This is a genomic window from Hymenobacter sp. BT188 (assembly GCF_014333585.1).
Classification (GTDB): Bacteria; Bacteroidota; Bacteroidia; order Cytophagales; family Hymenobacteraceae; genus Hymenobacter.
This window is the reverse complement of the sequence record NZ_JACSCW010000001.1, coordinates 516,851-542,590: the sequence shown is the minus strand read 5'-3', so window position 1 is coordinate 542,590 and position 25,740 is coordinate 516,851. Positions and strand designations below refer to the sequence as shown.

The 25,740-nt window shown below is 54.1% G+C and carries 18 protein-coding genes; 5 read left to right on the top strand and 13 right to left on the bottom strand.

The genetic code is table 11. From position 1 onward, the window contains the following. Positions 1-46: 46 nt before the first annotated feature. Positions 47-1,516, top strand: a complete 1,470-nt coding sequence (locus H8B13_RS02125; protein WP_187309171.1) for a glutamate synthase subunit beta — start codon at positions 47-49, stop codon at positions 1,514-1,516. A 210-nt stretch (positions 1,517-1,726) separates the two neighbouring features. Here H8B13_RS02125 and leuB read toward each other — a convergent pair whose 3' ends face one another. The 10 genes from leuB to H8B13_RS02075 form a co-directional block, all read right to left on the bottom strand. Continuing rightward, positions 1,727-2,848 carry a 3-isopropylmalate dehydrogenase gene (gene leuB, locus H8B13_RS02120; protein ID WP_187309170.1) on the bottom strand — a complete coding sequence of 374 codons (1,122 nt, stop codon included), beginning with the start codon at positions 2,846-2,848 and terminating at the stop codon, positions 1,727-1,729. Beyond that, positions 2,836-3,432: a 3-isopropylmalate dehydratase small subunit gene (leuD, locus tag H8B13_RS02115; protein WP_187309169.1), complete on the bottom strand. Its 597-nt coding sequence runs from the start codon at positions 3,430-3,432 to the stop codon at positions 2,836-2,838. The genes leuB and leuD overlap by 13 nt, the downstream gene beginning before the upstream one ends. Positions 3,433-3,441: 9 nt before the next feature. Beyond that, on the bottom strand, positions 3,442-4,833 hold the full coding sequence (gene leuC, locus H8B13_RS02110; protein WP_187309168.1) for a 3-isopropylmalate dehydratase large subunit: 1,392 nt from the start codon (positions 4,831-4,833) through the stop codon (positions 3,442-3,444). Position 4,834: 1 nt separating this feature from the next. After that, the gene (locus tag H8B13_RS02105) at positions 4,835-6,001 is read right to left on the bottom strand and encodes a 2-isopropylmalate synthase (protein WP_187309167.1); all 1,167 of its coding nucleotides are present in this window, start codon (positions 5,999-6,001) and stop codon (positions 4,835-4,837) included. Between the two features lie 343 nt (positions 6,002-6,344). After that, complete coding sequence (ilvA, locus tag H8B13_RS02100) at positions 6,345-7,619, bottom strand: threonine ammonia-lyase IlvA (RefSeq protein WP_187309166.1); 1,275 nt, start codon at positions 7,617-7,619, stop codon at positions 6,345-6,347. Then, on the bottom strand, positions 7,612-8,676 hold the full coding sequence (ilvC, locus tag H8B13_RS02095) for a ketol-acid reductoisomerase (RefSeq protein ID WP_187309165.1): 1,065 nt from the start codon (positions 8,674-8,676) through the stop codon (positions 7,612-7,614). Before ilvC ends, ilvA begins: the two co-directional genes overlap by 8 nt. Positions 8,677-8,843: 167 nt before the next feature. Continuing rightward, positions 8,844-9,449, bottom strand: coding sequence for an acetolactate synthase small subunit (ilvN, locus tag H8B13_RS02090; protein WP_187309164.1), 606 nt, complete (start codon positions 9,447-9,449; stop codon positions 8,844-8,846). Positions 9,450-9,601: 152 nt separating this feature from the next. Beyond that, positions 9,602-11,338, bottom strand: a complete 1,737-nt coding sequence (gene ilvB, locus H8B13_RS02085; RefSeq protein ID WP_187309163.1) for a biosynthetic-type acetolactate synthase large subunit — start codon at positions 11,336-11,338, stop codon at positions 9,602-9,604. A gap of 8 nt (positions 11,339-11,346) precedes the next feature. Then, positions 11,347-13,020, bottom strand: coding sequence for a dihydroxy-acid dehydratase (gene ilvD, locus H8B13_RS02080; RefSeq protein WP_187309162.1), 1,674 nt, complete (start codon positions 13,018-13,020; stop codon positions 11,347-11,349). Between the two features lie 22 nt (positions 13,021-13,042). Further along, the gene (locus tag H8B13_RS02075; protein WP_187309161.1) at positions 13,043-13,936 is read right to left on the bottom strand and encodes a branched-chain amino acid transaminase; all 894 of its coding nucleotides are present in this window, start codon (positions 13,934-13,936) and stop codon (positions 13,043-13,045) included. 479 nt (positions 13,937-14,415) lie between these two features. On the opposite strand from H8B13_RS02075, the gene H8B13_RS02070 reads away from it, so the two are divergent. Further along, positions 14,416-15,960 carry a hypothetical protein gene (locus H8B13_RS02070; RefSeq protein WP_187309160.1) on the top strand — a complete coding sequence of 515 codons (1,545 nt, stop codon included), beginning with the start codon at positions 14,416-14,418 and terminating at the stop codon, positions 15,958-15,960. Between the two features lie 139 nt (positions 15,961-16,099). Here the strand turns inward: H8B13_RS02070 and H8B13_RS02065 are convergent, their stop codons facing one another. From H8B13_RS02065 to H8B13_RS02055, 3 genes are all read right to left on the bottom strand, one after another. Then, positions 16,100-18,094 (bottom strand): alpha/beta hydrolase family protein, encoded by a 1,995-nt coding sequence (locus H8B13_RS02065; RefSeq protein WP_187309159.1) that lies wholly within the window; start codon positions 18,092-18,094, stop codon positions 16,100-16,102. 120 nt (positions 18,095-18,214) lie between these two features. After that, complete coding sequence (locus H8B13_RS02060) at positions 18,215-19,567, bottom strand: sensor histidine kinase (RefSeq protein WP_187309158.1); 1,353 nt, start codon at positions 19,565-19,567, stop codon at positions 18,215-18,217. Next, entirely contained in the window at positions 19,557-20,939 is a 1,383-nt protein-coding gene (locus tag H8B13_RS02055) for a sigma-54-dependent transcriptional regulator (RefSeq protein WP_187309157.1), read from the bottom strand. Before H8B13_RS02055 ends, H8B13_RS02060 begins: the two co-directional genes overlap by 11 nt. Before the next feature lie 316 nt (positions 20,940-21,255). Here H8B13_RS02055 and H8B13_RS02050 point away from each other — a divergent pair, with 316 nt between their 5' ends. The 3 genes from H8B13_RS02050 to H8B13_RS02040 all read left to right on the top strand — a co-directional run bounded on the left by H8B13_RS02050 (position 21,256) and on the right by H8B13_RS02040 (position 25,704). Continuing rightward, entirely contained in the window at positions 21,256-22,515 is a 1,260-nt protein-coding gene (locus H8B13_RS02050; protein ID WP_187309156.1) for an efflux RND transporter periplasmic adaptor subunit, read from the top strand. 77 nt (positions 22,516-22,592) lie between these two features. Further along, complete coding sequence (locus tag H8B13_RS02045; RefSeq protein WP_187309155.1) at positions 22,593-23,282, top strand: ABC transporter ATP-binding protein; 690 nt, start codon at positions 22,593-22,595, stop codon at positions 23,280-23,282. 55 nt (positions 23,283-23,337) lie between these two features. After that, positions 23,338-25,704: an ABC transporter permease gene (locus H8B13_RS02040; RefSeq protein WP_187309154.1), complete on the top strand. Its 2,367-nt coding sequence runs from the start codon at positions 23,338-23,340 to the stop codon at positions 25,702-25,704. Positions 25,705-25,740: the final 36 nt, after the last annotated feature.

The following is a 25,740-nucleotide window of genomic DNA, read 5'->3' as shown; positions in this document are numbered from 1 at the left end:
CAACGATGAGACGCGAAGTATTGCGTCTTTACATAACTCTCTTCCGATGGCGCACATCACAGGATTCAAGGAATTTGAGCGGGAATTGCCCCCCAAGGCCGCGCCCCAGGAACGGGTAGCGCATAATCAGGAATTCGTCGGGATGTATTCTGATGAGCAACTGAATCATCAGGCGGCTCGATGTATGGACTGCGGCATTCCGTTTTGCCACGCGGGCTGTCCATTAGGCAATATCATTCCCGAGTTCAACGACGCGGTGCACCAGCACGATTGGGAGCAAGCGTATCAGATTCTGTCTTCGACCAATAACTTCCCCGAGTTCACGGGCCGCATTTGCCCGGCTCCCTGCGAATCGGCATGTGTGTTAAGTATTAACCGTGAGCCGGTTGCCATCGAGGAAATTGAGAAGCACATCATTGAAATTGCTTTTAGCAAGGGCTACGTGCGGCCAACTTCGCCCATTTTGAAGTCAGGCAAGACGGTAGCAGTGGTTGGCTCGGGTCCGGCGGGCCTGGCAGCGGCCGCGCAATTAGCTAAAGTGGGTCACTCCGTAACCGTATTTGAGCGCGACGACCGGCCTGGGGGGCTTTTACGCTACGGAATCCCCGATTTTAAGCTGGACAAATGGGTGATTGACCGCCGCATTCAACTGCTGGAGGAAGATGGCATTGTGTTTCGCTGCAACACCGAGATCGGCAAAGACCTGCACGCCGCTGAGCTTATCCGCACGTTCGATGCCGTAGTGCTAGCTGGCGGCGCCCTCGTGCCTCGCGACTTGCCCATTCCGGGTCGAGACTTAGCCGGGATTCATTTCGCCATGGATTACCTGACCCAGCACAACCGTCGGGTGAGTGAGTTGCCCATCACAACTGAGCCTATTTTGGCCACCGACCGTCGGGTAATTGTGATTGGCAGTGGCGATACCGGCTCCGACTGTGTGGGCACAGCTAACCGGCAGCAAGCCAGTTCCGTTACGCAATTTGCTCTCATGCACGAGCCCTCCACCGACCGACCCGCGCACACGCCCTGGCCTAGTTACCCCACTATTTTCCGCACCAGCACCTCCCACGAGGAAGGCTGCCACCGTTATTGGGGCGTACACACGAAGGCGTTTCTGGGTAATGAGCAAGGACAATTACGAGCCGTACTCGTTACCGATGTAACCTGGGAAACCGATGTCCTCGGCCGTCGCATCGCCTTTCAGGAAATAGAAGGCTCGGAGCGTGAAATCCCTTGCGACATGGTATTGCTGGCCTTAGGATTTGCGTCCCCGCAGTATGAAGGCCTGCTGGAACAGCTCGGCGTGGCCTTGGACGACCGCGGCAATGTGTGCGCCTTGGAAGGCACCTATCAAACCAATCTACCCAACGTATTTGTGGCCGGCGACATGCGCCGTGGGCAGTCATTGGTGGTGTGGGCCATTTCGGAAGGCCGCGAAGCAGCGCGCCGCGTTGACATGTTTTTGACTGGTAAAACTTCTCTGCCGAGCAAGAATGCCGTGGGCATGTTTGCCTAAACTACTGAGCATCTGAATTAAAAAAGTCCCCCAGCATACTACGGGAGTATGCTGGGGGACTTTTTACGTTTCAACCTAACTAGCACGTCATGCAGAGGCGGAGCCGAAGCATCTTGCGTGTTTACAAGAATTACTAATCTAACGGCGCGGGCGAGATGCTTCGGCTCCGCCTCTGCATGACCGCCTTTTTGTATCTGCTCCTTTTCGTCTTTAGATAATCGTGCTCAGGCCGACTTCAATATTGCTTCGGTGTAGCTGACAATCCTGCAAATCAAGAACGCCATAGGCAATGAAGCTGCCTACTTGCTCGGTAGTATACGGCACGCCAGCAGTCAGCTCGGGGGTCAGCACGCCCCGTTCCAGTGCATTATCTACCGCATCTTTCACGCAGTCGGCTTCGGCCTGTAAGCCAAAGTGTTCCAGCAGCATAGCGGCGGAGAGGATAGTGGCAATGGGGTTGGCAATACCTTTGCCCTTGGCCTGCGGGAAAGAGCCGTGGATGGGCTCAAATAGGGCAATCTGGTCGCCGACCGAGGCGGAAGGCAGCAGGCCCAACGAGCCGGCAATGACAGAAGCTTCATCGGAGAGGATGTCGCCGAACATGTTCTCGGTCAGGATTACATCGAACTGCCGCGGGTTGAGAATAAGCTGCATAGCCGCGTTGTCCACAAACAGGTAATCGACGACCACATTGGGGTACTGGGGGGCAATTTCCTGCACTACTTCCCGCCACAAGCGTGAGGTTTCCAACACATTAGCTTTATCTACCAGTGTCAGTTTCTGGCGGCGGTTATCGGCGGCCTGAAAAGCACGGTGCGCAATGCGGGCAATTTCCTCCCGATTGTACGTGCAATGGTCATAGGCGACGCCATCCTCGGTGCGGCCTTTTTCGCCGAAATAAATGCCCCCCGTCAACTCCCGGAAGATGAGCATGTCGGCGCCCTGTATCCGGTCTTTCTTGAGGGGCGAGTGCTCCAGCAGCCGGTCGTAGGCTGTTACGGGACGAATGTTCGCGTAGAGACCCAGCGACTTGCGCAGCTTCAGCAGCCCTTGCTCGGGGCGTACTTTGGCCGCGGGGTTGTTGTCGTACTTGGGGTCGCCGATGGCCCCGAGTAGCACCGCATCAGCCTGCCAACAGGCGACCAGCGTTTTTTCGGGCAGTGGGTCGCCTGTGGCATCAATGGCGCAGGCGCCCATGAGTTGGTGGTCGAAGATGAATTCGTGGCCAAAGCGCTCCGCAATAGCCTTCAGCACCCGCACGCCCTCCTGACACACTTCCGGGCCGATGCCATCGCCGGCCAACACCACAATTCGCTTTCTTAGTATGCCCATGGTCGCTGCTTTTCGTAGGCGGCAATGGCCGCTTTTTGGTTGATGAGAAAATCAATGTCGTCGTACCCATTGATGAGGCATTCTTTCTTGTAAGGGTCCAGCGCAAAGCCGATGCTTTCCTCCCACACAGGCACCGTCAGCGTCTGCGTAGGCAGATCCACGATGAGCTGCGTCTGCGGGTCTAACTCAATTTGACGGAAAAGTCGTTGCAGCACCTCATCCGAAACTTGCAGCGGCAACAGTCCGGTATTCAGGGCATTACCTTTGAAAATATCAGCAAAGTAGCTGGATATGACGACCTTGAAACCAGCGTCATAGAGCGCCCATGCAGCATGCTCGCGGCTGGAGCCACAGCCAAAGTTTTTACCCCCCAGCAGAATTTGCCCACCATAGCGCGCATCGTTCAGCACGAAGCTAAGCCTAGGCTGGCCATCAGATGTATAGCGCCAGTCGCTGAACAAGTTGGCGCCGAAGCCTTCGCGGGTTGTGGCCTTGAGAAAACGGGCCGGAATAATCTGGTCCGTATCGATATTTTCGATGGGCAGCGGTACGGCCGTTGAGCGGAGCGTTTGAAACTTTTCCATGGGCGCGGCCTAGTTTAAATACTTGGTAATGTCCACGATGCGTCCTTCCACGGCCGTAATAGCCGCTACCAGCGGACTGGCCAGCAGGGTTCGCGCACCGGGTCCTTGGCGCCCTTCGAAGTTGCGGTTGGAGGTAGACACGCAGTAGGCGCCAGCCGGAATCTTGTCGTCGTTCATGGCCAGGCAGGCGCTGCAACCGGGTTCACGCAACTCGAATCCCGCTGCGGTTAGCACCTGATCTAGTCCTTCGGCAATGGCCTGCTTTTCTACTTGCTTGGAGCCGGGCACAATGATGGCCTCCACGTGCGGCGCTTTGTGCTTCCCCTTCACATAGGCGGCCACAGCGCGGAGGTCCTCAATGCGCGAGTTGGTGCAGCTGCCAATAAAAACGTAGTTGATCTGCTTGCCCAACAGCGACTCACCGGGCGCAAACCCCATGTATTGCAATGACTTATCAAAGCTAACCGACTCACTTTCCAGCACCTGCAATGGAATACTGCCATTTAGCGCCATCCCCATGCCGGGGTTGGTGCCGTAGGTTATCATAGGAAAAATGCCCCCCGCATCGAATTGCAGCTCAGCATCGAAGCTGGCATTGGCATCGGAGTACAAGGTTTGCCAATACGCCACCGCCTGCTCCCATCGCTCGCCTTGCGGCGCATACGGACGGCCTTTCAGGTAAGCAAACGTAGTAGCATCAGGCGCGATAAGTCCGCCGCGGGCGCCCATTTCAATGCTCATGTTGCACACCGTCATGCGGCCTTCCATGCTCAAGGCCCGGATAGCGCTACCCGCGTACTCCACAAAGTAGCCCGTAGCGCCGCCCGTGCCGAGCTTAGCTATGACGTGCAGAATCAAATCTTTCGCCGTGACGCCCGGCCGCAACTCACCGTTCACAGTAATGCGCATGCGCTTGGGCCGGCTGATCAGCAAGCATTGCGAGGCCATTACCTGCGTCACCTGGCTCGTACCGATACCAAAAGCAATGGCGCCAAAAGCGCCATGAGTAGAAGTGTGGCTGTCGCCGCATACAATGGTCATACCGGGCTGGGTAATACCCAACTCAGGCCCAATGACATGCACAATCCCTTGGTATTCATGACCTAATCCGAATAACTCCACGCCGTGCTTGGCGCAATTCTCAGTCAACTTATCCACCTGGGAGCGCGAAAGCGGGTCCTGAATCGGCAAGTGCTGGTTGCGCGTGGGTACGTTGTGGTCGGCGGTGGCTACTATCTGATCGGGGTTGTATAAGGTAAGACCTCGCGCTGCAAGCTCATCGAAGGCCTGAGGGCTGGTCACCTCATGAATGAGGTGGCGGTCGATGTAAAACACCTGCAAATCGCCCACGACCTTCACCACGTGCGCATCCCAGATTTTATCAACTAACGATTTGCCCATGTTAATTGGCCGTAACCAGGTTTTCTTGTTCCACTAATGAGTGCAGGTCACTATCCACCACTTCCTTTTGACGGTCTGCGAGTTGCATAAATAACGCATAGGCTTTATTAAGCGCCGGACGGTCAAATTCATAGCCTAACTTTTGGAGTCGATAGGCTAGTGCCGCACGCCCCGAGCGGGCCGTAAGCACAATGGAAGAATCGGCCACGCCCACCGTACGCGGATCGATGATTTCGTAGGTTTCGCGGTTCTTAATCACCCCGTCTTGATGAATGCCACTGGAATGGGAGAAAGCATTAGACCCCACAATGGCCTTATTGGGCTGCACCAGCATCCCCATCATGGTCGAAACCAAGGCCGAAGTGTCGGCCAAACGTTGAGAAATGACGTTGGTATCAAGTTGCAAATAAGGATGCTGGCGCAGAATCATGACGACTTCTTCCAACGCCGTATTGCCAGCCCGCTCTCCTACCCCATTAATAGTGCACTCTATCTGACGGGCGCCGTTCAGCACGCCCGAGATAGAATTGGCCGTGGCCAAACCCAAATCATTGTGGCAATGCGTTGACAAACAGACATTTTCAATACCGCGCACATTCTCACGCAAGTACTTAATCTTGGCGCCGTACTCGTCGGGCAGACAGTAGCCGGTGGTGTCGGGAATGTTCAGAACGGTGGCGCCAGCCTTAATAGCTGCCTCACAAACGCGGGCCAGATAGGCGTTCTCCGTACGGCCAGCGTCTTCAGCATAAAACTCGACGTCTTCCACGAAGGATTTGGCCAGCTTTACGGCCGCTATAGCGCGCTCCAGCACTTTATCTTGAGTGCTGCACAACTTGTGCAAAATGTGCGATTCGGAGGTTCCTATGCCCGTGTGAATGCGCGGATAGCGTGCCGGTTTCAGTGCTTCAGCCGCTACCCGAATATCGTTTTCCACGGCTCGGCTCAGGCCGCAAACCGTTGCCTCGCGGGTTTGGGCTGCAATAGCCTGCACTGCCTCAAAGTCGCCGGGACTGGAAACGGGAAATCCAGCCTCAATAACATCAACGCCAAGCTGTTCAAGTTGCTCAGCGATAATCAGTTTCTCGTCGCGGTTTAGCTTACAGCCCGGCACTTGCTCGCCGTCGCGGAGCGTGGTATCGAAGATTCGTATTTTCTCAGCTGCCATATAGTCGGAGTACTTTGAAGCGAATAGCTGTCGCAAGTACACCGGCAAAACCTAGCTAGAGAAACAAGTTTTCGAGAAGCCTACTATTTCTAATTGTGACTTTTTAGATTATAACCTTTTGATAATCAATATTTAACATCTAAACCAAATACAAAGGCCAACGCCTAAACTGGTTATATTTTATGCTGGACATAAGATACAAACGGCTCCAAAAGGCGGTCATGCAGAGCGCAGCGAAGCATCTTGCGTGCTGATGTGAGGTTAGTAATCTCACGACCGCGAGCGAGATGCTTCGCTGCGCTCTGCATAACGTTCTATTTGATAACTAACACTTTAGCTTAACCTACACCAGCAAGCTCAAGAAATCCTGCTTACCGTTGAGGTATTCATAGGCAAAACCTTCTGCCGCCATTCGTTGCTGAATACCTTCAATTTCGTGGGGCTTTCTCACTTCAATACCCACGAAAACGGGGCCTTTCTCCTTGTTATTTTTCTTGATGTACTGGAAGTGAATAATGTCGTCGTCGGGGTGAAGCACGTTGTTTACGAAGCGGCGGAGTGCCCCGGGGCGTTGGTTGAAGGTGACCATAAAATAGTGCTTCAGGCCCTGGTGACGCATAGCGCGTTCCTTGATATCCTCCATCCGAGTAATGTCGTTGTTGCTGCCACTGAGCACGCACACCACCGTTTTGCCTTTGATTTCATCGGCATACTGACGAAGGGCTGAAATGCTCAGCGTGCCGGCGGGCTCCAGCACGATGCCTTCCTCATTGTACATTTTGAGCAGGTCTTCACACACCTGCCCTTCCGGCACCAGCACCACATCGTCGAGCAACTCACGGCACAACTCAAACGTGAGGGCGCCGGGACACTTCACGGCGGCTCCATCTACAAAGCTCTCGATATTTTCCAAAGCCTGCCGCTGCCCGGCCTGAATGGCTTGCTGCATGGAAGGTGCGCCCTGTGGCTGCACGCCAATCAGCTTGGTGTGCGGACTTAGTTGCCGAAAAACGCTCCCCACGCCCGAGGCCAGCCCACCCCCACCTATGGGCATAAAGCAATAGTCAATTGGTACGGGCGACGCTTGCAGAATTTCCAAGCCCACGGTGGCCTGACCCTCCACGATGGCCATATCGTCGAAAGGGTGCACGAAGGTGCTGCCTCGCTCGTCGCAGAAGTGCTTGGCAGCCGTAAAGGTGTCGTCGAAGGTGTTGCCGGTCAGGATTACTTCTACCTGATCTTTGCCGAACAGGCGCACCTTACTCACCTTCTGGGCCGGCGTATTGGCCGGCATGAAAATATAGCCCTTCAGCCCCAGCAGCTGACACGCATAGGCCACGCCCTGGGCGTGGTTGCCGGCGCTGGCACACACTACATCGTGCGCGCCCTGCTCCCGCGTTAGCGTGCAAATCTTGTTGTAAGCCCCCCGAATCTTGTAGGAGCGCACCACCTGCAAGTCTTCCCGCTTGAGGTAAATGGTGGCTCCATAAGCAGCCGACAAGCCAAGATTTTGCTGTAGTAGCGTTTCATAGATTACCCCCTGCAAATTGCGAGCAGCTTGCTCTACATTTTCCAGCAGCACCGCCGGGGCTGAAGTGGCTATAGTTTCGCTATGCATCGGCTTCCTGGGTCTTTTTCAGAGAACGAAGCTGGCGCACAGTAGCGCCGGTCTGCCAAAGCTCCGACTCGCGAATTTCCTTCAATTCCACTTCCAGTTCCTGACGGTAATTAGGCGTTGAGCCGCGCTGGATAGTGCGCTCCGCTTCTTTGCCGGAGGCTACACTATCGTAGAGTTCATTGAGCACGGGCAACGTAGCCTCGCGGAAGCGGCCTTTCCAATCGAGAGCACCACGCTGTGCCGTTACGGAGCAATTGCTAAACATCCAATCCATGCCGTTTTCGCCTACCAGCGGCACGAGGCTCTGAGTCAGCTCTTCCACGGTTTCATTGAAGGCTTCCGAAGGCGAGTGCCCGCGCTGCCGCAACACCTGATACTGAGCCTCAATGATGCCGGCCAACGCGCCCATGAGCACGCCTCTCTCCCCCGTCAGATCAGAATAAACCTCCTTCTTAAAATCGGTTTCAAACAGATAGCCTGAGCCTACTCCGATGCCCAATGCAATAGCTTTTTCATAAGCGTCGCCGCTGGCGTCTTGGTACACGGCAAACGACGAATTTAGCCCCCCACCCTGCAAATACAACCGTCGCAAGCTCGTGCCGCTACCCTTGGGCGCTACCAGAATCACGTCCACATTGGCGGGCGGAATGATGTTGGTTTGGTCGTTGAAAGTGATGCCGAAGCCGTGCGAGAAGTACAGCGTTTTGCCAGGTGTCAGTCGGGCTTTAAGCGTAGGCCACAGCGCAATCTGGCCGGCATCCGACAGCAGATTGGCGATGATGGTTCCGCGCTCCGCCGCTTCCTCAATAGAAAACAGCGTTTCGCCTTCTACCCATCCATCCTGCAAGGCCTTCTCCCATGAAGGCGAATCTTGGCGCTGCCCGATGATAACGTTGAAGCCATTGTCGCGCAGGTTTAGCGCCTGGCCGGGACCTTGCACCCCGTACCCGATCACGGCAATTACTTCGTCCTTCAAATAGGCTTGCGCCTTGAACAGCGGATATTCGTCGCGGGTAATTACGGTTTCGTCTACGCCGCCAAAATTGATGGTTGCCATGTTGTTGGGGTTTGAGTTTTATGGTTTAAAGTTGTTTTTCTGTCGTCTGGGGGGCTTTTTCGAACGTCATGCAGAGGCGGAGCCGAAGCATCTCGCGTGCTGACGCTGAATTAGTAATCTAACGGCGCGAGCGAGATACTTCGCTGCGCTCTGCATGACGGTCTTGCTTACATCGTAAAGACCTTGTCGCGGTCATTGAGAAACTCATTCTCAATGACTTCTGAGCCTGGTTCTGTGCGCTCAAATTCGCGCAGCTTGCGGTTGAAGCCGTCGCTGTGCTTGATGATGGCGATGCGGGCGCTGCGCACAAACTCGATCAGGCCGTAGGGCTGCAGCACTTTGATTAGATTATCGGTTTCTTCGCGGTGGCCCGTGGTTTCGAATACCGTATAGTCGCGGCGAATCACGACGGCCCGGGCACCGTATTCACGTAGCAGGCGCTCCACGGAGGCTTTTTCGGCTATGATATCAGTCGGCACTTTGTACAGCGCCATTTCCTGCCAAATCACCTCCTGGTTAGTGTTGAAGTACACTTTTAGCACCTCTACTTGCTTCTCAATCTGCTTGGCAATCTTACGTACCACATCCTCTGTTTCGTGAATCACGATGTTGAAGCGGTGAATTCCGTCGATTTCGGAGGGTGAAGTGTTCAAGCTTTCGATGTTGATTTTGCGGCGCGAGAAGATGATGGCAATGCGGTTGAGCAAGCCGATCTGATTTTCGGTGTACGCCGTGATGTTGTATTCCTGCCGGTCAATGGGTTGCTCACTCATATTTCTTGGTTTAACTCTCTTCTTGGCCGTCATGCAGAGGCGGAGCCGAAGCATCTCGCTCGCGCCGTTAGATTACTAATTCAGCGTCAGCACGCGAGATGCTTCGGCTCCGCCTCTGCATGACACGTTCTTTTAGTTAATGTAGTATCACCCTACCGCAGCCGGATTTCGCTAACGCTGCAGCCTTGCGGCACCATGGGAAAGATGTTGTTCTCCTTGGTCACCATTACCTCCAGCAGAAAAGAGCCGGGATGCTGTAGCATATCTTGGAGGCTGCTTTTCAGCTCTGCGCGCTCCGAAACGCGTTTGCCGCTGATGCTGTAGCCGCTGGCCACGGTCACGTAGTCGGGGCTGGCGATGTTCACGAAAGAGTAGCGCCGGTCGTTAAATAGCTCCTGCCACTGCCGCACCATGCCCAAAAACTGATTGTTGAGGATGATGATTTTTACGTCCACGCCGGTCTGCATAATGGTTCCCAGCTCCTGAATCGTCATCTGGATACCACCGTCGCCAATAATGGCTACCACGGTGCGGTCGGGGCGACCAAACTTGGCTCCGATGGCTGCGGGCAAGGCAAACCCCATCGTGCCCAGTCCGCCGCTGGTGATGTTGCTGCGCGAGTAATTGAACTTGGCGTAGCGGCAGGCGACCATCTGGTGCTGGCCCACATCGGTCACCACAATGGCGTCGCCCTGAGTCAGCTCATTTAGCTGCTGAATGACCTCGCCCATGGTCAGCTCATCCGACGTCGGAAAAAGCTCTTCTTGAATAACAGCGGCCACTTCTTCTGTCTGAAACTGCTCGAACCGTTGCCGCCATTCCGGGTGGGTTTTTGCCTCAATCAGTTCGGTGAGCAAGGGCAGCGTTTCCTTACAATCGCCCCACACGGGCACGGTGGTGGCAACGTTTTTATCGATCTCCGTTGGGTCGATGTCGAGGTGAACTACCTGAGCCTGCTTGGCATATTTGTCGAGGCGACCAGTTACCCGGTCGTCGAAGCGCATACCAATGGCAATGAGCACGTCGCACTCGTTGGTCAGCACGTTGGGGCCGTAGTTGCCGTGCATGCCCAGCATGCCCACATTCAATGGATGGCCAGTAGGCAGAGCGCCAGCGCCCAGAATAGTCCAAGCAGCCGGAATGCCGCTCTTCTCAATGAAGTTGCGGAACTCCTGCTCGGCTGCTCCCAAAATTACCCCCTGACCCCAGAGCACGAAGGGGCGCTTAGCTTCGTTAATCAGCGCTGCTGCCTGGGCTACATATTCGTGCCGCACAATAGGCGTGGGCCGGTAGCTACGAATGTGATTACAAGGCGTGTACTCCGAAAACCCAAACTTCTGCTGCTGAGCGTTTTTAGTGATGTCAATCAGGACCGGACCGGGCCGGCCGCTGCGGGCAATGTAGAAGGCTTTGGCCAGTGCCTCTGGTAGTTGACTAGCCTCGGTTACCTGATAATTCCATTTGGTAACTGGTGTCGTGATGTTGATAATATCGGTTTCCTGGAAGGCATCAGTGCCAAGCAAATGCGCGAATACCTGGCCGGTAATGCATACCAAAGGTGTGCTGTCGATAAGGGCATCAGCCAGACCCGTGACCAGATTGGTCGCGCCGGGCCCGCTGGTGGCAAACACCACCCCTACTTTACCGGAGGCACGAGCATAGCCCTGGGCGGCGTGAATTCCGCCTTGCTCGTGGCGCACCAGCACATGGTTCAGCTGCTCCTTGAAGTCAAAAAGCGCGTCGTAGATGGGAATAATAGCCCCGCCCGGATAGCCAAAAACAGTATCTACACCTTCAGTCAGCAGGGCACGCAGCGTCATTTCAGCTCCCGACATAGTCTGGGGGGCTTTTTCCTGCAGGAGTTGGACTGGTTCTTCCTTCGTGAACATAGTCTTACTTATGAATCGGTGATGCACCCCTCACTGGCGGAGCCCACGGTGCGGATATACTTGCGCAGCACGCCCCGGGGGGCTTTTTCGGCTGGTGGCGTCCATTGGGCCCGGCGGTCCGCCATTTCGGTTCCTTCCACTAGCACACTGATTGTGTTGTTGGCCGCATCCAGCACCACCTGGTCGCCGTTGCGGACCAGCGCGATGGGTCCGCCATCGTAGGCCTCGGGGCACACATGGCCGATAACAAAGCCGTGCGTGCCGCCCGAAAAGCGACCGTCGGTTACCAGCGCTACTTTATCGCCTAAACCAGCACCAATAATGGCCGAGGTCGGCTTGAGCATCTCGGGCATACCGGGCCCGCCTTTCGGGCCCACGTAGCGGATAATGACCACCTGGCCGGCCTCAACTTTGCCCTGGGTCAGTCCTTCGTTCAGCTCTTCTTCTGAATCGAACACACTAGCTGGACCCACGAACTTGGTCCCTTCCTTCCCCGTGATTTTAGCCACGGCTCCTTCAGGCGCCAAGTTGCCAAACAGAATCTGGATGTGACCGTCGGCTTTGATGGGGTTAGAAAACGGCCGCAGCAAATCCTGCTCCTCACCTAATGCGGCTACGCTAGCCAGGTTTTCCGCCAGCGTTTTGCCCGTTACGGTCAGCAAGTCTCCGGTTAGCAATTTCTCGTTGAGCAGGGTTTTCATCACGGCAGGAACGCCCCCCAAAGCCGACAAATCTTCCATCAGGTACTTACCGCTGGGCTTGAGGTCGGCCAGCATAGGCACGCGGTTGCTGACTTGCTGGAAGTCCTGCAATGTTAGCTTCACGCCGGCCGCGTCGGCAATGGCGATGAGGTGAATAACAGCATTGGTAGAGCCCCCGAGCGCCGTGATGAGCACCATGGCATTTTCGAAAGCTTCACGCACCAGGATATCCCGCGGCTTGATGTCTTTTTCCAACAGGCGCAGCAAGTACTCGCCGGTGTGCAGGCACTCCTCGCGCTTGGCCGCACTCACCGCTGGTGCCGACGAAGAATACGGCACCGACATGCCCAATACTTCCGCTGCCGAGGCCATCGTGTTGGCCGTGTACATGCCCCCGCAGGCCCCCGGTCCAGGGCAGGCGTGGTTGATAATGCCTCGGTAATCTTCGTCGGAAATTGCGTTCTGCAGCTTCTTTCCATAAGCCTCAAAGCACGAGACAATATTGAGTTGCTGACCTTTAAAATTGCCCCCCTTAATGGTGCCGCCATATACCATGAGCGAAGGTCGATTCAGGCGCGCCATCGCCATAAGCGAGCCGGGCATGTTTTTATCGCAGCCCACCACGCAGGCCAGCGCATCGTAGTTGTGCGCAGCGGCCATAGCCTCAATAGAATCGGCAATTATCTCCCTCGAAACTAGCGAGTAACGCATACCCGGCGTGCCGTTGGTAATGCCGTCACTCACGCCAATCGTATTGAACCGCAGCCCTACCATGCCGTGTGCACCTACGCCCTCCTTCACCTGATCTGCCAAGCCATTCAGGTGCATGTTGCAGGTGTTGCCATCGAACCCGGTGGAGCAAATACCCACAAACGGCTTGCGCAAATCGGCCTCCGACAGGCCGGAGCCAATCAGCATGGCCTGGGAAGCCGGCAAGCTGTCGTCTTGAGTATAGATGCGGCTGTAAGGGTTAAGAGCCATGGAAAGCGGTTCTAAGTGGGAGTTATTTAGAGGAAAGTGCTGACGTCAACGCCCCAGTTACTAAAGCTTGGTAGCGGCGCGCCAATTGAGCTCCGATGGTATCTTGAAAAGGCGTCTCGAACACGACTTCGTCCACGGATGACACGCCAATCACCTCAGCGGCAGTGCCCGTCATAAAGGCACCGGTAGCGCCCTGCAAAGCAGCGGGCGTGAAGAACTTTTCGTGCACCGTAATACCTGCTTCCCGGGCCAGATCAATGATGGTGTTGCGGGTGATGCCGCGCAAAATGCTGCCGGCCGGAGCGGTAAACAGCTCCCCGTTTTTCTCGAAGAAGAAATTGGCCCCCGGTCCTTCCGCCACGTAGCCATTCATATCTAGCAAGAGCGCTTCATCGTAGCCCCGACCTTTCGCTTCGGTGCTGGCAATGATGGAGTTGACGTAGTGGCCGGATATTTTGGCCTCAATGGGCACCGCTTTGGGGTTGGGCCGCTCGTAGGGCGAAATGGTCAGGCGCAAGCTTTGGTCGCCGAGGTATTTACCCCACTCCCACACGGCCATCAGCAGGTTGCTGCTGCTCGCGCATTTCAGACTCATATTGGGCGTAGCCGCGTACACTAGCGGCCGGATGTAAGCATCAGTAAGGCCGTTTTTTTCCAGCAGCTGGTAGCTGATCTGAATCAGTTCCTCCACCGAATACGGCAGCGGCATTCCCACGGTATTGCACGAGTACTCTAGCCGTTCGTAGTGCTCGCGCGCCTTAAAGACATGGGGGCCTTGGGGGGTATTATAGGCCCTGATGCCTTCAAAAACGGCATATCCGTAGTGCAACGATTGCGCATAGACACTACAGGTAGCTTGATCGGCCCGAACAAACTCACCATCTACAAAAGCGACAGTGTTTTCCTTGAAATACATAGAAGCGGTGAATTTGAGTTAAGTGGTCAGCAGTAAAAAGCCTTTCTGAGCGCGGGGCTTAGAAAGGCTTGTTCTTGAAAACAGAAATAGCTCCTTCAGCCCAGCGGCAGCTGAATAATGACCAGAATGACGACTAGGACGGTGAAAAGCATGGCAGCTGGAGCGGTGGCGTTGTTGATGCGTGCAGGAAAGAGGAGCCCAACTATGCACGTAAATTCATTTGAGTTGTCGGTCAGGACGATCAACTTGCGAGCAATAAGCAGGTGGTGCTTTCTGTTTAGCTTGCAGCGCTACAATGCACTTTGGCTGAGTGTCGCAGTTAGCTTAAAAGCCGGCCCTTCATTGCTGTAAGCTGCACGCAAGTAGCACCGTCCGTTTAGTGGGCTAAAAACAAATTTCACTTAATCCACTATTTCCAAATGCAGCTATTCCAATTATAACTGTCTCTTTAATAAGTAATTACTAAACACTAGAATACAATGCCTAACGAAAGCCTTGACCCGGTTTTTCAGTTAATTAAGTCCTTAACCCGCTCCGAAAAGCGGCACTTTCGGCTATTTACTAATCGGCAAGGCTCCAATGAAGGGTTGAAATTTCTACAGCTTTTTGACGCGCTGGATGAGCAGGATCGCTACGACGAGGAACGTGTGCTTTCAGAAGTACCCGCCATCAAAAAGGTGCAGCTGGCCAACCTGAAAGCCAACTTATACAAGCAAATGCTGGCCAGCCTGCGCCTCTACCACTTGGGCCAAAACCTGGATATTCAGCTGCGCGAACAGCTCGATTATGCCCGCGTGCTTTACAATCGCGGCCTTTACCAGCAGAGCCTGAAGATGCTGGAGAAAGTGAAGGTAGCTGCCCACCAGGCCGAGATGCCCCACATCGCGCTGCTGGCGCTCGACTTTGAGAAACTTATTGAGTCGCAGTACATCACGCGCAGTTTGCGGGGCAAGGCGGAGAACTTGTCGGCGGAGGTGCGGGACACGGTGGCCCACCTGACCCAGGAGCACGAGCTGTCCAATCTGGCCTTGCGCATGTACGGGTTGTACATTAAAATTGGCCACTCCCGCAACCAAGAGGACTCCGAAAGTATCACCGCGCTTTTCCGAACAGAAGTAGCCGCGGTTGATCTGACTGCGGGGGGCTTTTTTGAGAAGCTGTACTTCTACCAGGCCCAGGTTTGGTACCACACCATCACCCAGAATTTCCGCGCCTGTTATCGCTATGCGCAGAAGTGGGTAGACCTGTTCACAGAATACCCCAGCATGCAGGAGCAGCAGTTCATGCTCTACCTCAAGGGCCTGCACAACCTGCTTATTTCGCTATTCAACTTACAGTATTACAGCAAGTTCAGCGAGGTATTGCGTACCCTAGAGGCCCTGACCAATGACCCCGACCGGCGTACGAGTCCCAACACGGACATGCTGCTTTTTCTGTATTTCTATACCAACCGCATCAACGCCTACTTTATGCGTGGGCGCTTCACCGAGGGCCTCACTATCGTTCCGGAGCTGCTTGACAACCTGAGCCGCTTCCGCCAGCAGTTGGATCCGCACCGCAGGCTCGTGTTTTACTACAAGATTGCCAGCCTCTATTTCGGCAGTGGCCACTATGATAAGGCCATTGATTATCTCACTAAAGTCATTCAGCACAAAGATCTCGGCCTACGTGAAGACATTCAGTGTTTTGCCCGCATCCTGAACCTAATTGCGCACTACGAGGCCGGTCGCGACGAAGATCTGGAGTATCAGATCAAGTCGGTGTACCGTTTCTTGGGCAAAATGAACGAGCAGCAGCAAATGCAGGTGGCCATTTTTCAGTTCCTGCGCAACCTCGGCGACGTGGCACCTTCTCAGTTGAAAGAGGCATTTGTGCAACTCAAGGAACAACTCATTCGCATTGCCGCCAACCCGTTTGAGCGCCGCCCATTTCTCTACCTCGACATTATTTCCTGGCTGGAAAGCAAGATTGAGAACGTGCCCGTGCAGGAGATTATTCAGCGCAAGTTCTTGCTATTGAAGTAACTGCTTCGCCTGATAAGCAGCGACCAAGCGGGCTTATGAGTGGCAGCAATAAATATTCCAGCAAAAGTTCTGGCAGGTCATATAGAAACCTGAGTGTCTGAAGAAGCCGATTGATTCTACACTTTACGCTACGGCTGCTTTATCGCACGTTACCGTTGTGAAGTCGTTGGGGGCCAATTACCACTGCCAGGTCATGCAAGTCGTAGTAGTGCAATACATTAGGCAGCACCAGCGAATACCAATCCTTTCGAATTGGTTGGGTCAAAATCTCGTGGAACGAGCCAGGCAAATCGCTTACTTCTAAGCGGGTAATTTGGGGCGATAGCACAGCCGCGTGCAACGCCGCTGGCGCGGCGCGGCCATTGGCATAAACCTCAATAGGCAAGGCATTGAACCTGTTGTCCTGCCGGATAAAGTTTAGCACCGAAAACACATCCTCTACCCGCTGCCCCAATAACGGCCGCCCCAAGTGGAGCGCCAGTAGCGCCGGGCGGTACTCACGGTTGTAGTATTTAGGGTCGTTGAAGGCTGTCGGATCGGTGGTTTCGCCCAGGCCGCGCAGGTCTACCAGCAGGACCACGGCCCGTTCTCGCAGGTAATTGGCGAGAAGGTTAGCGCTATCAACAAGCGCCGCCTTACCTTGATCGGGTAGCCAGACAATAACCTTGCTGGGGGGCAAATTTCCGGGGGGCAAGGCTAACAGGGCGGGTAAGGGCGGCTGTCCGGCGCGGCGCAGCAACAGCTTGCGCATGGCAATGCCTTTAGCTTGCACGCTGCCTTCGTCGGCGGCCTCTACCGGAGGAACTATGGCCGTAGCCTCGGGCAAGGCCAATACATGCCGGATTGCAGCCGTTAGGCTGGCATAGGTAAGGGGCTGACGCTGCGAAGCCAACGCTTGCGCCTGGGCCAGATACTGCCCCAACAGTGTGCTCTCCTTCGGGAAGGCAGTGTTCACTTGGCCTGTAGAGGTGCAGTTCAACTGCTCAGCCGACAAAGTAGCTATATCTTTTTCCGGCACGAGTTGAGCATCGTCACGCAGCCAGCGCCGAAACCAAGCTACGGCAGCTTCTCGCTTGGGCTGGGAAATCCCATGTCCGTCGTCGTAGGTAAACAGGTTGATTCGTCTAGGTTTTTCCAGCTTAGTGTAGACTTGCTTTAACTCATGATAAGTAGCCTGAATACTGGCATAGTCGATGAAATCATAGCGACCAGCCAGGAGCAGCAAGGGCTTAGGCGCGAACATGATAGGCCATTCGGCCAAGTCAAGGCCAGCCTGGCCAGCGCCGGGAATCTGCACGCAACCGTCAGCGGGGCCAGTAAGCTCGAGGTTTCTTTCGCCGCTGGCCACGTAGCTGCACAGCGCGGCCACTTTCACCCGCGGATCATATCCAAGTAAATAGGCGGTTTGCGTAGCACCCCCGGAGTTGCCAAGGCAGCCGATACGGTCTGCATCTACCTCGCGGCGAGTAAGCAGATAATCGAGGCCGCGCACATTATCCCACAGCTGGGCGGCAGGCACGCTGGTGCCCAGCAAGGCCGCGCTGCCATTAAGCAGAGTGTGCTCAGTGGTGCCGCCGCGGGTGAGCGGCTTGCCACTGGCATCGGTGAGCTGATATCGCTCGCCTTGGGAAATGGGGTCGATGACCAGCACAACAAAGCCATTCTGAGCGAATAGAATGGCTGTTTTCTGGTACGATTCGGTAGCTTTGGCGGTGGCTTCATGGCCGCAAAAGAGCAGCACGGCGGGCCACTTGCCTTTGCCTTTCGGCACATATAGGTTGGCCGTAACATGATGGTTGGGGGTGCTTTCGTACACCACTTTTTCCACCCGGTAGCCGGGGCGCTCAATTTTGCCCCCCACATGAGCCTTAAGCGGTGTCCGGGCCGGCAACGGACCTAACAGCCGGCGGTAGCGCGCCCGAACAGTGTCCTGATAAGCCTGCATAGCTACGCCCGTCTTCAAAGCAGCCGTGAAAGCGGCCCGGCGCTGATCGGATTGCTGGTGAATCTGTTGGACTAGGTAGGTATTGAGCGTGGTGGGAGCTTTCCAATCGATGACGTCGTAAGGCGCTTGGGCGCGAGCGTACCCGTTAAGCAGCCATCCGAGCGCTACGGAAAGCAGCAAAACTCTCACGAAGGATAGTTGAATATATTGATTGGCCACTCTTAAAGTTACCGAAAGCCAATCATTAAACAGCAAGAAAAAGGCCCGAATACAGACGTCATCGGGCCTTCAGGAGAATGAAATGTGCTTTTAAAACAGTAGCCGAAAGATACTGCCCGCGCTCTCCACCGATTGCACCTGAATGCTGCCCTTATGCAGATGCATAATCTGTCTAGCTAGACTCAGGCCAATGCCCGAACCGCTTTTGTGAGTAGTAAAAAACGGAATAAAGATACTGTCCAGCAAGTCGGCTGGGATGCCCATACCATTGTCGATTACCTCTAGAATAACACGCTCATTGTCATCGGTATAAGCCACGAGTTGAATTTGAGGGTTAGGGCACTCCTCCACGGCGTGGGCGGCATTAAGCACTAAGTTGATCAACACTTGCTCCATCAGATGGCTATCGGCCTGCAAGAGCAAGTTTTGTGGCTTAACAGACACCAGCAATTCAATTTGCTTTTCGGCCAGGGAGTGCGCCAGCAAGGCCTGCACACTATTGAAAAGTTCCTCCACGTAAATGGTTGTCAGAAGCGGAGTAGTGATCTTGCTAAAATTGCGGTAGACCTGGGCAAAATTCAACAGGCCTTCACTGCGGTGCTGAATAATGCCGATTCCTTCTTCTACATCATCCAGCAAATCAAAGTCCTGAAGGTGAGGGTCTGAGCCTTTTGCTTTTTCGAGCTGCACGTGGCGGCGTAAGGTATCAGCCAGGGAAGCAATGGGCGCCACGGAATTCATGATTTCGTGGGTCATTACGCGCAGGAGCTTCTGCCATGCCTCGGTTTCAGTCTCGTCGAGGGCGTGACTGACATTTTTGAAGGCAATAAGCGTGGACTCGCGACCGTGGAGCTTAAAGGAAGTAGCCGATAATAAGAGCTGCAGCGTTTTCTGGCCAACCGTCAGCTTCACCACAACTGGGCTGCCGGGGGCTAGCTGCGTAATGGCGTGATACAGGCCTTCGTGGCGCTTTTGCAGGGAGTGGATAGTGCGCAGATAAGGCAATTCCAGCGTTTGTTTAAACGACTCATTCACCCATTCCACATGCCCGTCCGCATCGTAGGATATAATGCCAGTATCGATCAGTTCCAGTACCGTTTGCAGGTACGTAAACTGGGCTTCCTTCTCCGCACTTAGCTGCCGAAAAGTAGTATTGAGTTGATTAAAAGCCGAATACAATTGCCTCAGGGCTGGGTTGGCGTGCGCTTCGTTGAAGTGCTGTGAAAAGTCTCGGTACCGCACGGCCAGCAGGAAATTAGCCAGTTCCTTGTTGCTGCGCGTCACGTAGCGGGCCAACTCTAGCACTAGCACAACTACCAGCAAAACGGCAAAAGCCACCGGTGCATACGAGCCTCGGTGCCCGTAGTGCACCGCCGCGTACAGCAAAACCAGAATGGCCAGCAGCCGGAAGAAAATACCGATTTCGAGCCGTTTAAAGGTCATGCTTTTCCAGACGGCGGTAGAGGGCGGTGCGGGTAAGGCCGAGTTCTTTGGCCGCCTTGGTAATGTTGCCGTTGTGGCGCTCAATGACCCGCAGAATCGTGTTCTTCTCTATCTCATTCAGCTGCAACGGACCATCGGCAAAGTCGGGCAAAAATTGCCCCCCAGTGGGCCGTGGCGTCTCCATGGCGGAAAAGGCAAAATCCTGGGGGCGCAACACTTGCCCCTCAGCCAAAATAACGGCCCGCTCCACGGCATGTTGCAGCTCGCGAATATTGCCGGGCCACCGATGCTGCTGAAGCTTCTTGAGCGTAGCCGGCTCAAATTCGGGGCGAGGCTTGTGATTGCGGGCCGCGTACAGGCCCGCGAAGTGCTGGGCCAGCATGATCACATCGCCGCCGCGGTCGCGCAGGGGCGGTAAGGTGATTTCGACGGTGTTGATGCGGTAGATTAAGTCCTTTCGAAACTGATTTTTGGCCGCCAGATCATAGATGGGCACGTTGGTAGCCGAGATAAGCCGAATATCGATGGGCACTGGTGTATTGCTGCCCAGCGGAATCACTTGTCGATTTTGCAAAGCCGTGAGCAGCTTGGCTTGCTGGGGCAGCGAGATATTGCCGATTTCGTCCAGAAACAACGTACCTGTGGAAGCAGCGGCGAAGCGCCCTACCCTATCGTCTTTGGCATCGGTGAACGAGCCTTTTTTGTGGCCAAAAAGTTCGCTCTCAAAAATGCCATCGCTCATGGCTGCTAAGTCGGCGGTAACGAACGGCTTACTGGCGCGAAATGAGCGCTGATGCAGGGCCTTAGCAGCTAGTTCTTTACCGGTGCCGTTTTCGCCTAATAGCAGCACATTGGCCTCCGTTGGCGCTACCTTTTCGATGGTGTGAAATAGCTCCTGCATGGGCTCAGAGTTGCCCAGCATGGCCACATCGGCGAAAGAAGGCGGGCTCTTGGGCACGTTGGGGGGCAAATTGGTCTTGGGGGCTTTGTGCTGCAGGGTAGCGTGCAGAGTCTCCAGAAATTTTTCATTGTGCCAAGGCTTCACAATGAAGTCGGTGGCACCAGCTTTCAAGGAGCGTACAGCCGTGCTGATTTCGCCGTGAGCGGTGATCATAATTACGGTGGCGTCCTTATCGCGCTCCAGGATGCGGCTCAGCCAATACAGACCTTCGTTGCCGGTGCCCACGTTGCTTTTAAAGTTCATGTCTAGGAAGATGACATCGAACGACTGCCGGCTCAGCACGGAAAGCAGGTTCTCCGGATTCCGCTCCGTCACCACTTCCTGCACCTCAGTTTTGAGCAGCAGCTTAACCGCGAACAGTACATCACGGTCGTCATCTACTACCAGAACGCGCGCCTTATTGGAAGCCATGGAAACTACTACAATAGAAGATGGAAGAACCGGCCTACCGATTCAGAATGCTAAGTACCCAATTGCCTACCATAAACTATACTAAATAAAAAAATCTCCTTTTCTAGCCCGCTAAGCGCGTTTTTGTTGGCCGTGCCTACCAAGTTGTATCACTACCGCACACTTGGTTGTATCGAAAGCGAACAGTTGAAGAGTCTACAGGAGAAACATGTTATATAAATGTCTTATAATCAATATATTAATTAGCTGGCATTATCCTTACTAGTACAGACGACAACGCCTTCACACAGGCATTCTTCGGCATTTCAACAGTTACATGGACGTTCCCATTCAAAAGAAAACCTGGACACTTCGCAAGCTGCTTCTTTCCGGCGGAATTGTGGTAGTGCTGGCGTTACTGGCGGCGAGCTACTTCTCCACGACGGGCTCCAGCAAGCTCAACGTCGATCCGGAGCGCATCACCATCAGCGAAGTTACCCGGGGGGCTTTTCAGGAGTTTATTCCGATTGATGGCACCGTGATGCCCATCAAAACCATCTACCTAGACGCTACCGAAGGCGGCACCGTGAAGCGGGTGCTGGTAGAAGATGGTGCGACGCTCACACCCGGCCAGCCAATTCTGGAACTCACGAACACCGACCTGCAGCTGGAAATGGTGAACCGCGAAACGGCCGTGTTTGACCTGATGAATAACCTGCAGAACACGCGCAACCTGATGCAGCAAAACCGCATTCAGCAGCTCAATCAGTTCGCGGATATTGAGTTTCGTTTGAAGGAAGCCAAGCGGATCTATGAGCTGAATAAATCGCTGTACGAGCAGAAAGTAATCTCGCGCCAGGAGTTTACGGAGAGCCAGAATAACTACCAATATCAAGTGCGTAAGCGGCAGCTAACTAACCAAACGCTGCAGCAGGATTCGGTGGCTATGCGCCAGCAAGTCAATCAGATGCAGGAGTCGGTGGGGCGCATGCAAAGCAACCTGGCGCTCATGCACAAGAAGATGGATGACTTGACTATCAAAGCGCCCGTAGCAGGTCGTATCACGTCGCTGAACGCGGAAGTGGGCGAGTCGATTGCGCCGGGGCAGCGCATTGGGCAGTTGGATATGCTCAACGGCTTAAAAGTGCGCGCCAACATTGACGAGTATTATATCTCGCGCATTTTTCCGGGTCAGAAAGGCGAGTTTATGCACGACGGTAAGCGCTATGAGCTCAGCGTTAAAAAGATATTTACGCAGGTAAACAAAGGGCTGCAGGTGGACCTGGAATTCGTGGGAAATGCCCCCCAGAGCATTCGTCGCGGCCAGACGCTGCAGGTGCGGTTATCCCTGAGCGACCAGACCCAAGCCGTGCGCGTGGCCAAGGGCGGATTTAATCAGAAAACCGGCGGCAACTGGATTTTTAAAGTCAATGAGGACGGCACCAAAGCCTACCGCACAGATATCCGCCTGGGGCGCCAGAACCCTGATTATTACGAAGTGCTCGAAGGCCTGAAGCCCGGCGACAAAGTAGTGACTTCCAGCTACGAAGGCTACGAGGACATGGGCGAGCTAGTACTCAAAGACACAGAGGAATAAAAGCCCCCCCAGCAGCGCACAAGCACAGAAAAACAACGTCAAAGCAACAAGCATACACTAGCCCAACCACCAGCCTTATGATCCAGATTGAAAACCTCGAAAAAGTGTACCGCACGGAGGAAGTTGAAACCAAAGCGCTCAACAAAGTTTCCCTCGTGGTGAACGACGGAGAGTTTGTGGCTATCATGGGACCGTCGGGGTGCGGGAAGTCTACTTTGCTGAATATCATTGGGTTGCTGGATGAACCCGACGGTGGCAGCATCAAGTTTGCCGGGACGGAAATTGCCCATTACAACGAGCGGAAGCGGGCCGATTTGCGCAAGCGTAACCTGGGGTTTGTGTTCCAAAGCTTCAACCTGATTGAGGAGCTCACGGTGCTGGAAAATGTAGAGCTACCGCTGATTTATCTGGGCGTAGGCTCGGCGGAGCGCAAGGAGAAAGTGGAAAAGGTGCTGGAGAAAATGCAGATTATGCACCGCCGTAACCACTTTCCGCAGCAGCTCTCAGGTGGTCAGCAGCAGCGCGTAGCGGTAGCCCGGGCCGTCATAAATGCCCCCCGCCTGATTCTGGCCGACGAGCCTACCGGTAACCTTGATTCGAGCAACGGCAATGAGGTAATGGAACTGCTCACGGAGCTTAATGAAGCTGGCACTACCATCATCATGGTGACCCACTCCGAGCACGATGCCCGCTACGCCCACCGCGTCATTCGGCTGCTCGATGGCGAGGTAGTAATGGAGAATGTACACAAGCAGTTTACCACCTGATGTAAGGCTACTTAAGGTGGCATTTTGATTCTATCCGTCCTTATTACTCAGCGGCATGGTTTGGCATTCTCTACTTCTGATTTATCGCAACTTTCAGCGGTTCAAAACCACCTTTTTGATAAACATTATTGGCTTATCAACGGGGTTGGCGTGTACCCTAGCTGTGTATCTGTGGGTAAACGATGAGATGAGTTTTGACAAATATCACGAGAATGACAGCCGGCTTTTCCGAGTGATGGAAAACCAGCGCACCAATCAGGGAATAAATACCAGTTGGGGCACTCATCCGCTCTTGGCTGAGTCACTGCTAGACGAGATGCCGGAAATTGAGTATGCTGCCGCCGTTACGCCACCCAGCTTCTTCCCTAAGTTCACACTGGTTGGCCAAGACAAGAATATTCAGGCCGACGGGAAATACGCGGCCAGAAACTTCTTCAACATCTTCTCTTATCCGCTTATTCAAGGCAACGCCAACCAAGTACTAGTAGATAAAAGCGCCATTGTTCTTTCAGAGGCTACTGCTACTGCCTTGTTCGGAAGCCCTAAAAATGCCGTCGGAAAGTCAGTTGAATGGCAATTGGCAAATCTTAAGCAAACCTGCATTGTCTCGGGGGTATTTGGCCCTATTTCCGCTAATTCTTCCGAGCAATTTGATTTCGTGCTGACCTTCGATTCCTTCAAGGATATCATGAAAATGGGGCAGCAGATAACGTGGGAAGATATGGGTCCTTTTCATACCTACATCGTGCTGAAGCAAGGCGCTAACGCAGCCAACTTTGAAAGCAAGATTGCGGGGCTGCTGGAGCACAAAAGCGCTAAGAACAAGAATCGCTCGCTGTTTATAGAGCCTTACTCTGATAAGTACCTGTACGGTGAATATGAAAATGGCGTCCGGGCGGGCGGACGCATTGAGTACGTGAAGATGTTTTCTGGAATTGCCCTTTTCGTGCTGCTTATTGCCTGCATCAATTTCATGAACCTCACTACTGCCAAGGCCACGCGCCGAGTAAAGGAAATTGGGGTGAGAAAAACTTTGGGAGCCACTCGGCTTACGCTGGTCATTCACTTCCTAGCCGAGTCCGTGCTGATGGCCTTTCTGGCCTTGTTTGTGGCCGTTACGATAGTGCAGATCGTACTCCCCCAGTTTAATGAAATAACGGGCAAGCAGTTGGCCCTCGAATTGAAACCCAACATCATCGGCGCCTTTCTGGGAATCACCTTATTAGCGGGGTTGCTGGCAGGCAGCTATCCAGCTTTTTACTTATCGGGGTTTAAGCCGGCAGCTGTATTCAGAGGTACGCTCATTAGCTCCATAGCCGACTTATGGACACGCAAGGCCTTGGTGGTGTTTCAGTTTGCGCTGTCGGTGCTCTTCATCGTTTGCGTGTTGGTAGTACATCAGCAGATAGCTTATGTGCAGAATAAAAGCCTTGGCTATGATAAGAGCAATATCATTTCTTTCGAAACGGCGGGAAAATCTGCTCAGCAACCCGCTGCATTTCTTACCGAGATAAAGCGGATACCAGGAGTGGCAAATGCTTCGGGTATGTGGGGCTACTTCGTGAGAGTAGGCCCCAGCGAGTTGGGGGGACCACAACTGGAGTGGGAGGGCAGAAAAATATCCGTGAACAACCTGGCCGTGAATTATGACATGCTGGAAACGCTAGGTATCCAGATCAAGACAGGCCGTAGCTTTTCCCGGCAGTTTCGCTCCGACAGCACCAAGATTATAGTCAATGAAGCGTTGGTAGCCAGTTTGGGTATGCAAGATCCAGTGGGCAAAGTTCTGGGCAAGGCGCAGATTGTGGGCGTCGCGAAAGACTTTCACTACGAGTCGCTCCACGAAAAAGTAGAGCCTTTCATCTTCCGTTTGGAGCCGCAGGCGGCTGGCACTGTGCTAGTGAAACTCACTCCCGGCCGCGAGCAAGAAACTATCAAAGCAATTCGGCAATTCTACCAGCAATTCAACCCTGGCCTTACCTTTAATTATCAATTTCTGGACGCCGCCTACCAAGCGCAATATGCCTCGGAGAGGCGCGTGGCGGTGCTCTCCCGCTACTTCGCTGGGTTGGCTATTGTTATCTCCTGCTTTGGTCTGTTGGGCTTAACAGCTTTTGCGGCCGAAAAGAGGCGCAAAGAAATAGGAGTCCGCAAGGTGCTAGGAGCCAGCGAATTGAGCATAGTTTACCTGCTCTCAAGCGACCTCACGAAACTGGTAATTGTGGCTATTGGCGTAGCCCTTCCCATCAGCTATCTAGTAGTAAGCCAGTGGCTTAACAGCTTCGAGTACCGCATTGAGCTAGAGTTCTGGTATTTCCTAGGAGCTGGATTGCTGGCCTTACTGGTTGCCTGGCTCACTGTTGGGACGCAAGCTATACGCGCGGCCAGAGTTAACCCGGCCATCTGCCTACGCGACGAATAATAAGGGCGCAGCGCACTCCATCTGCTTTTGAATTCA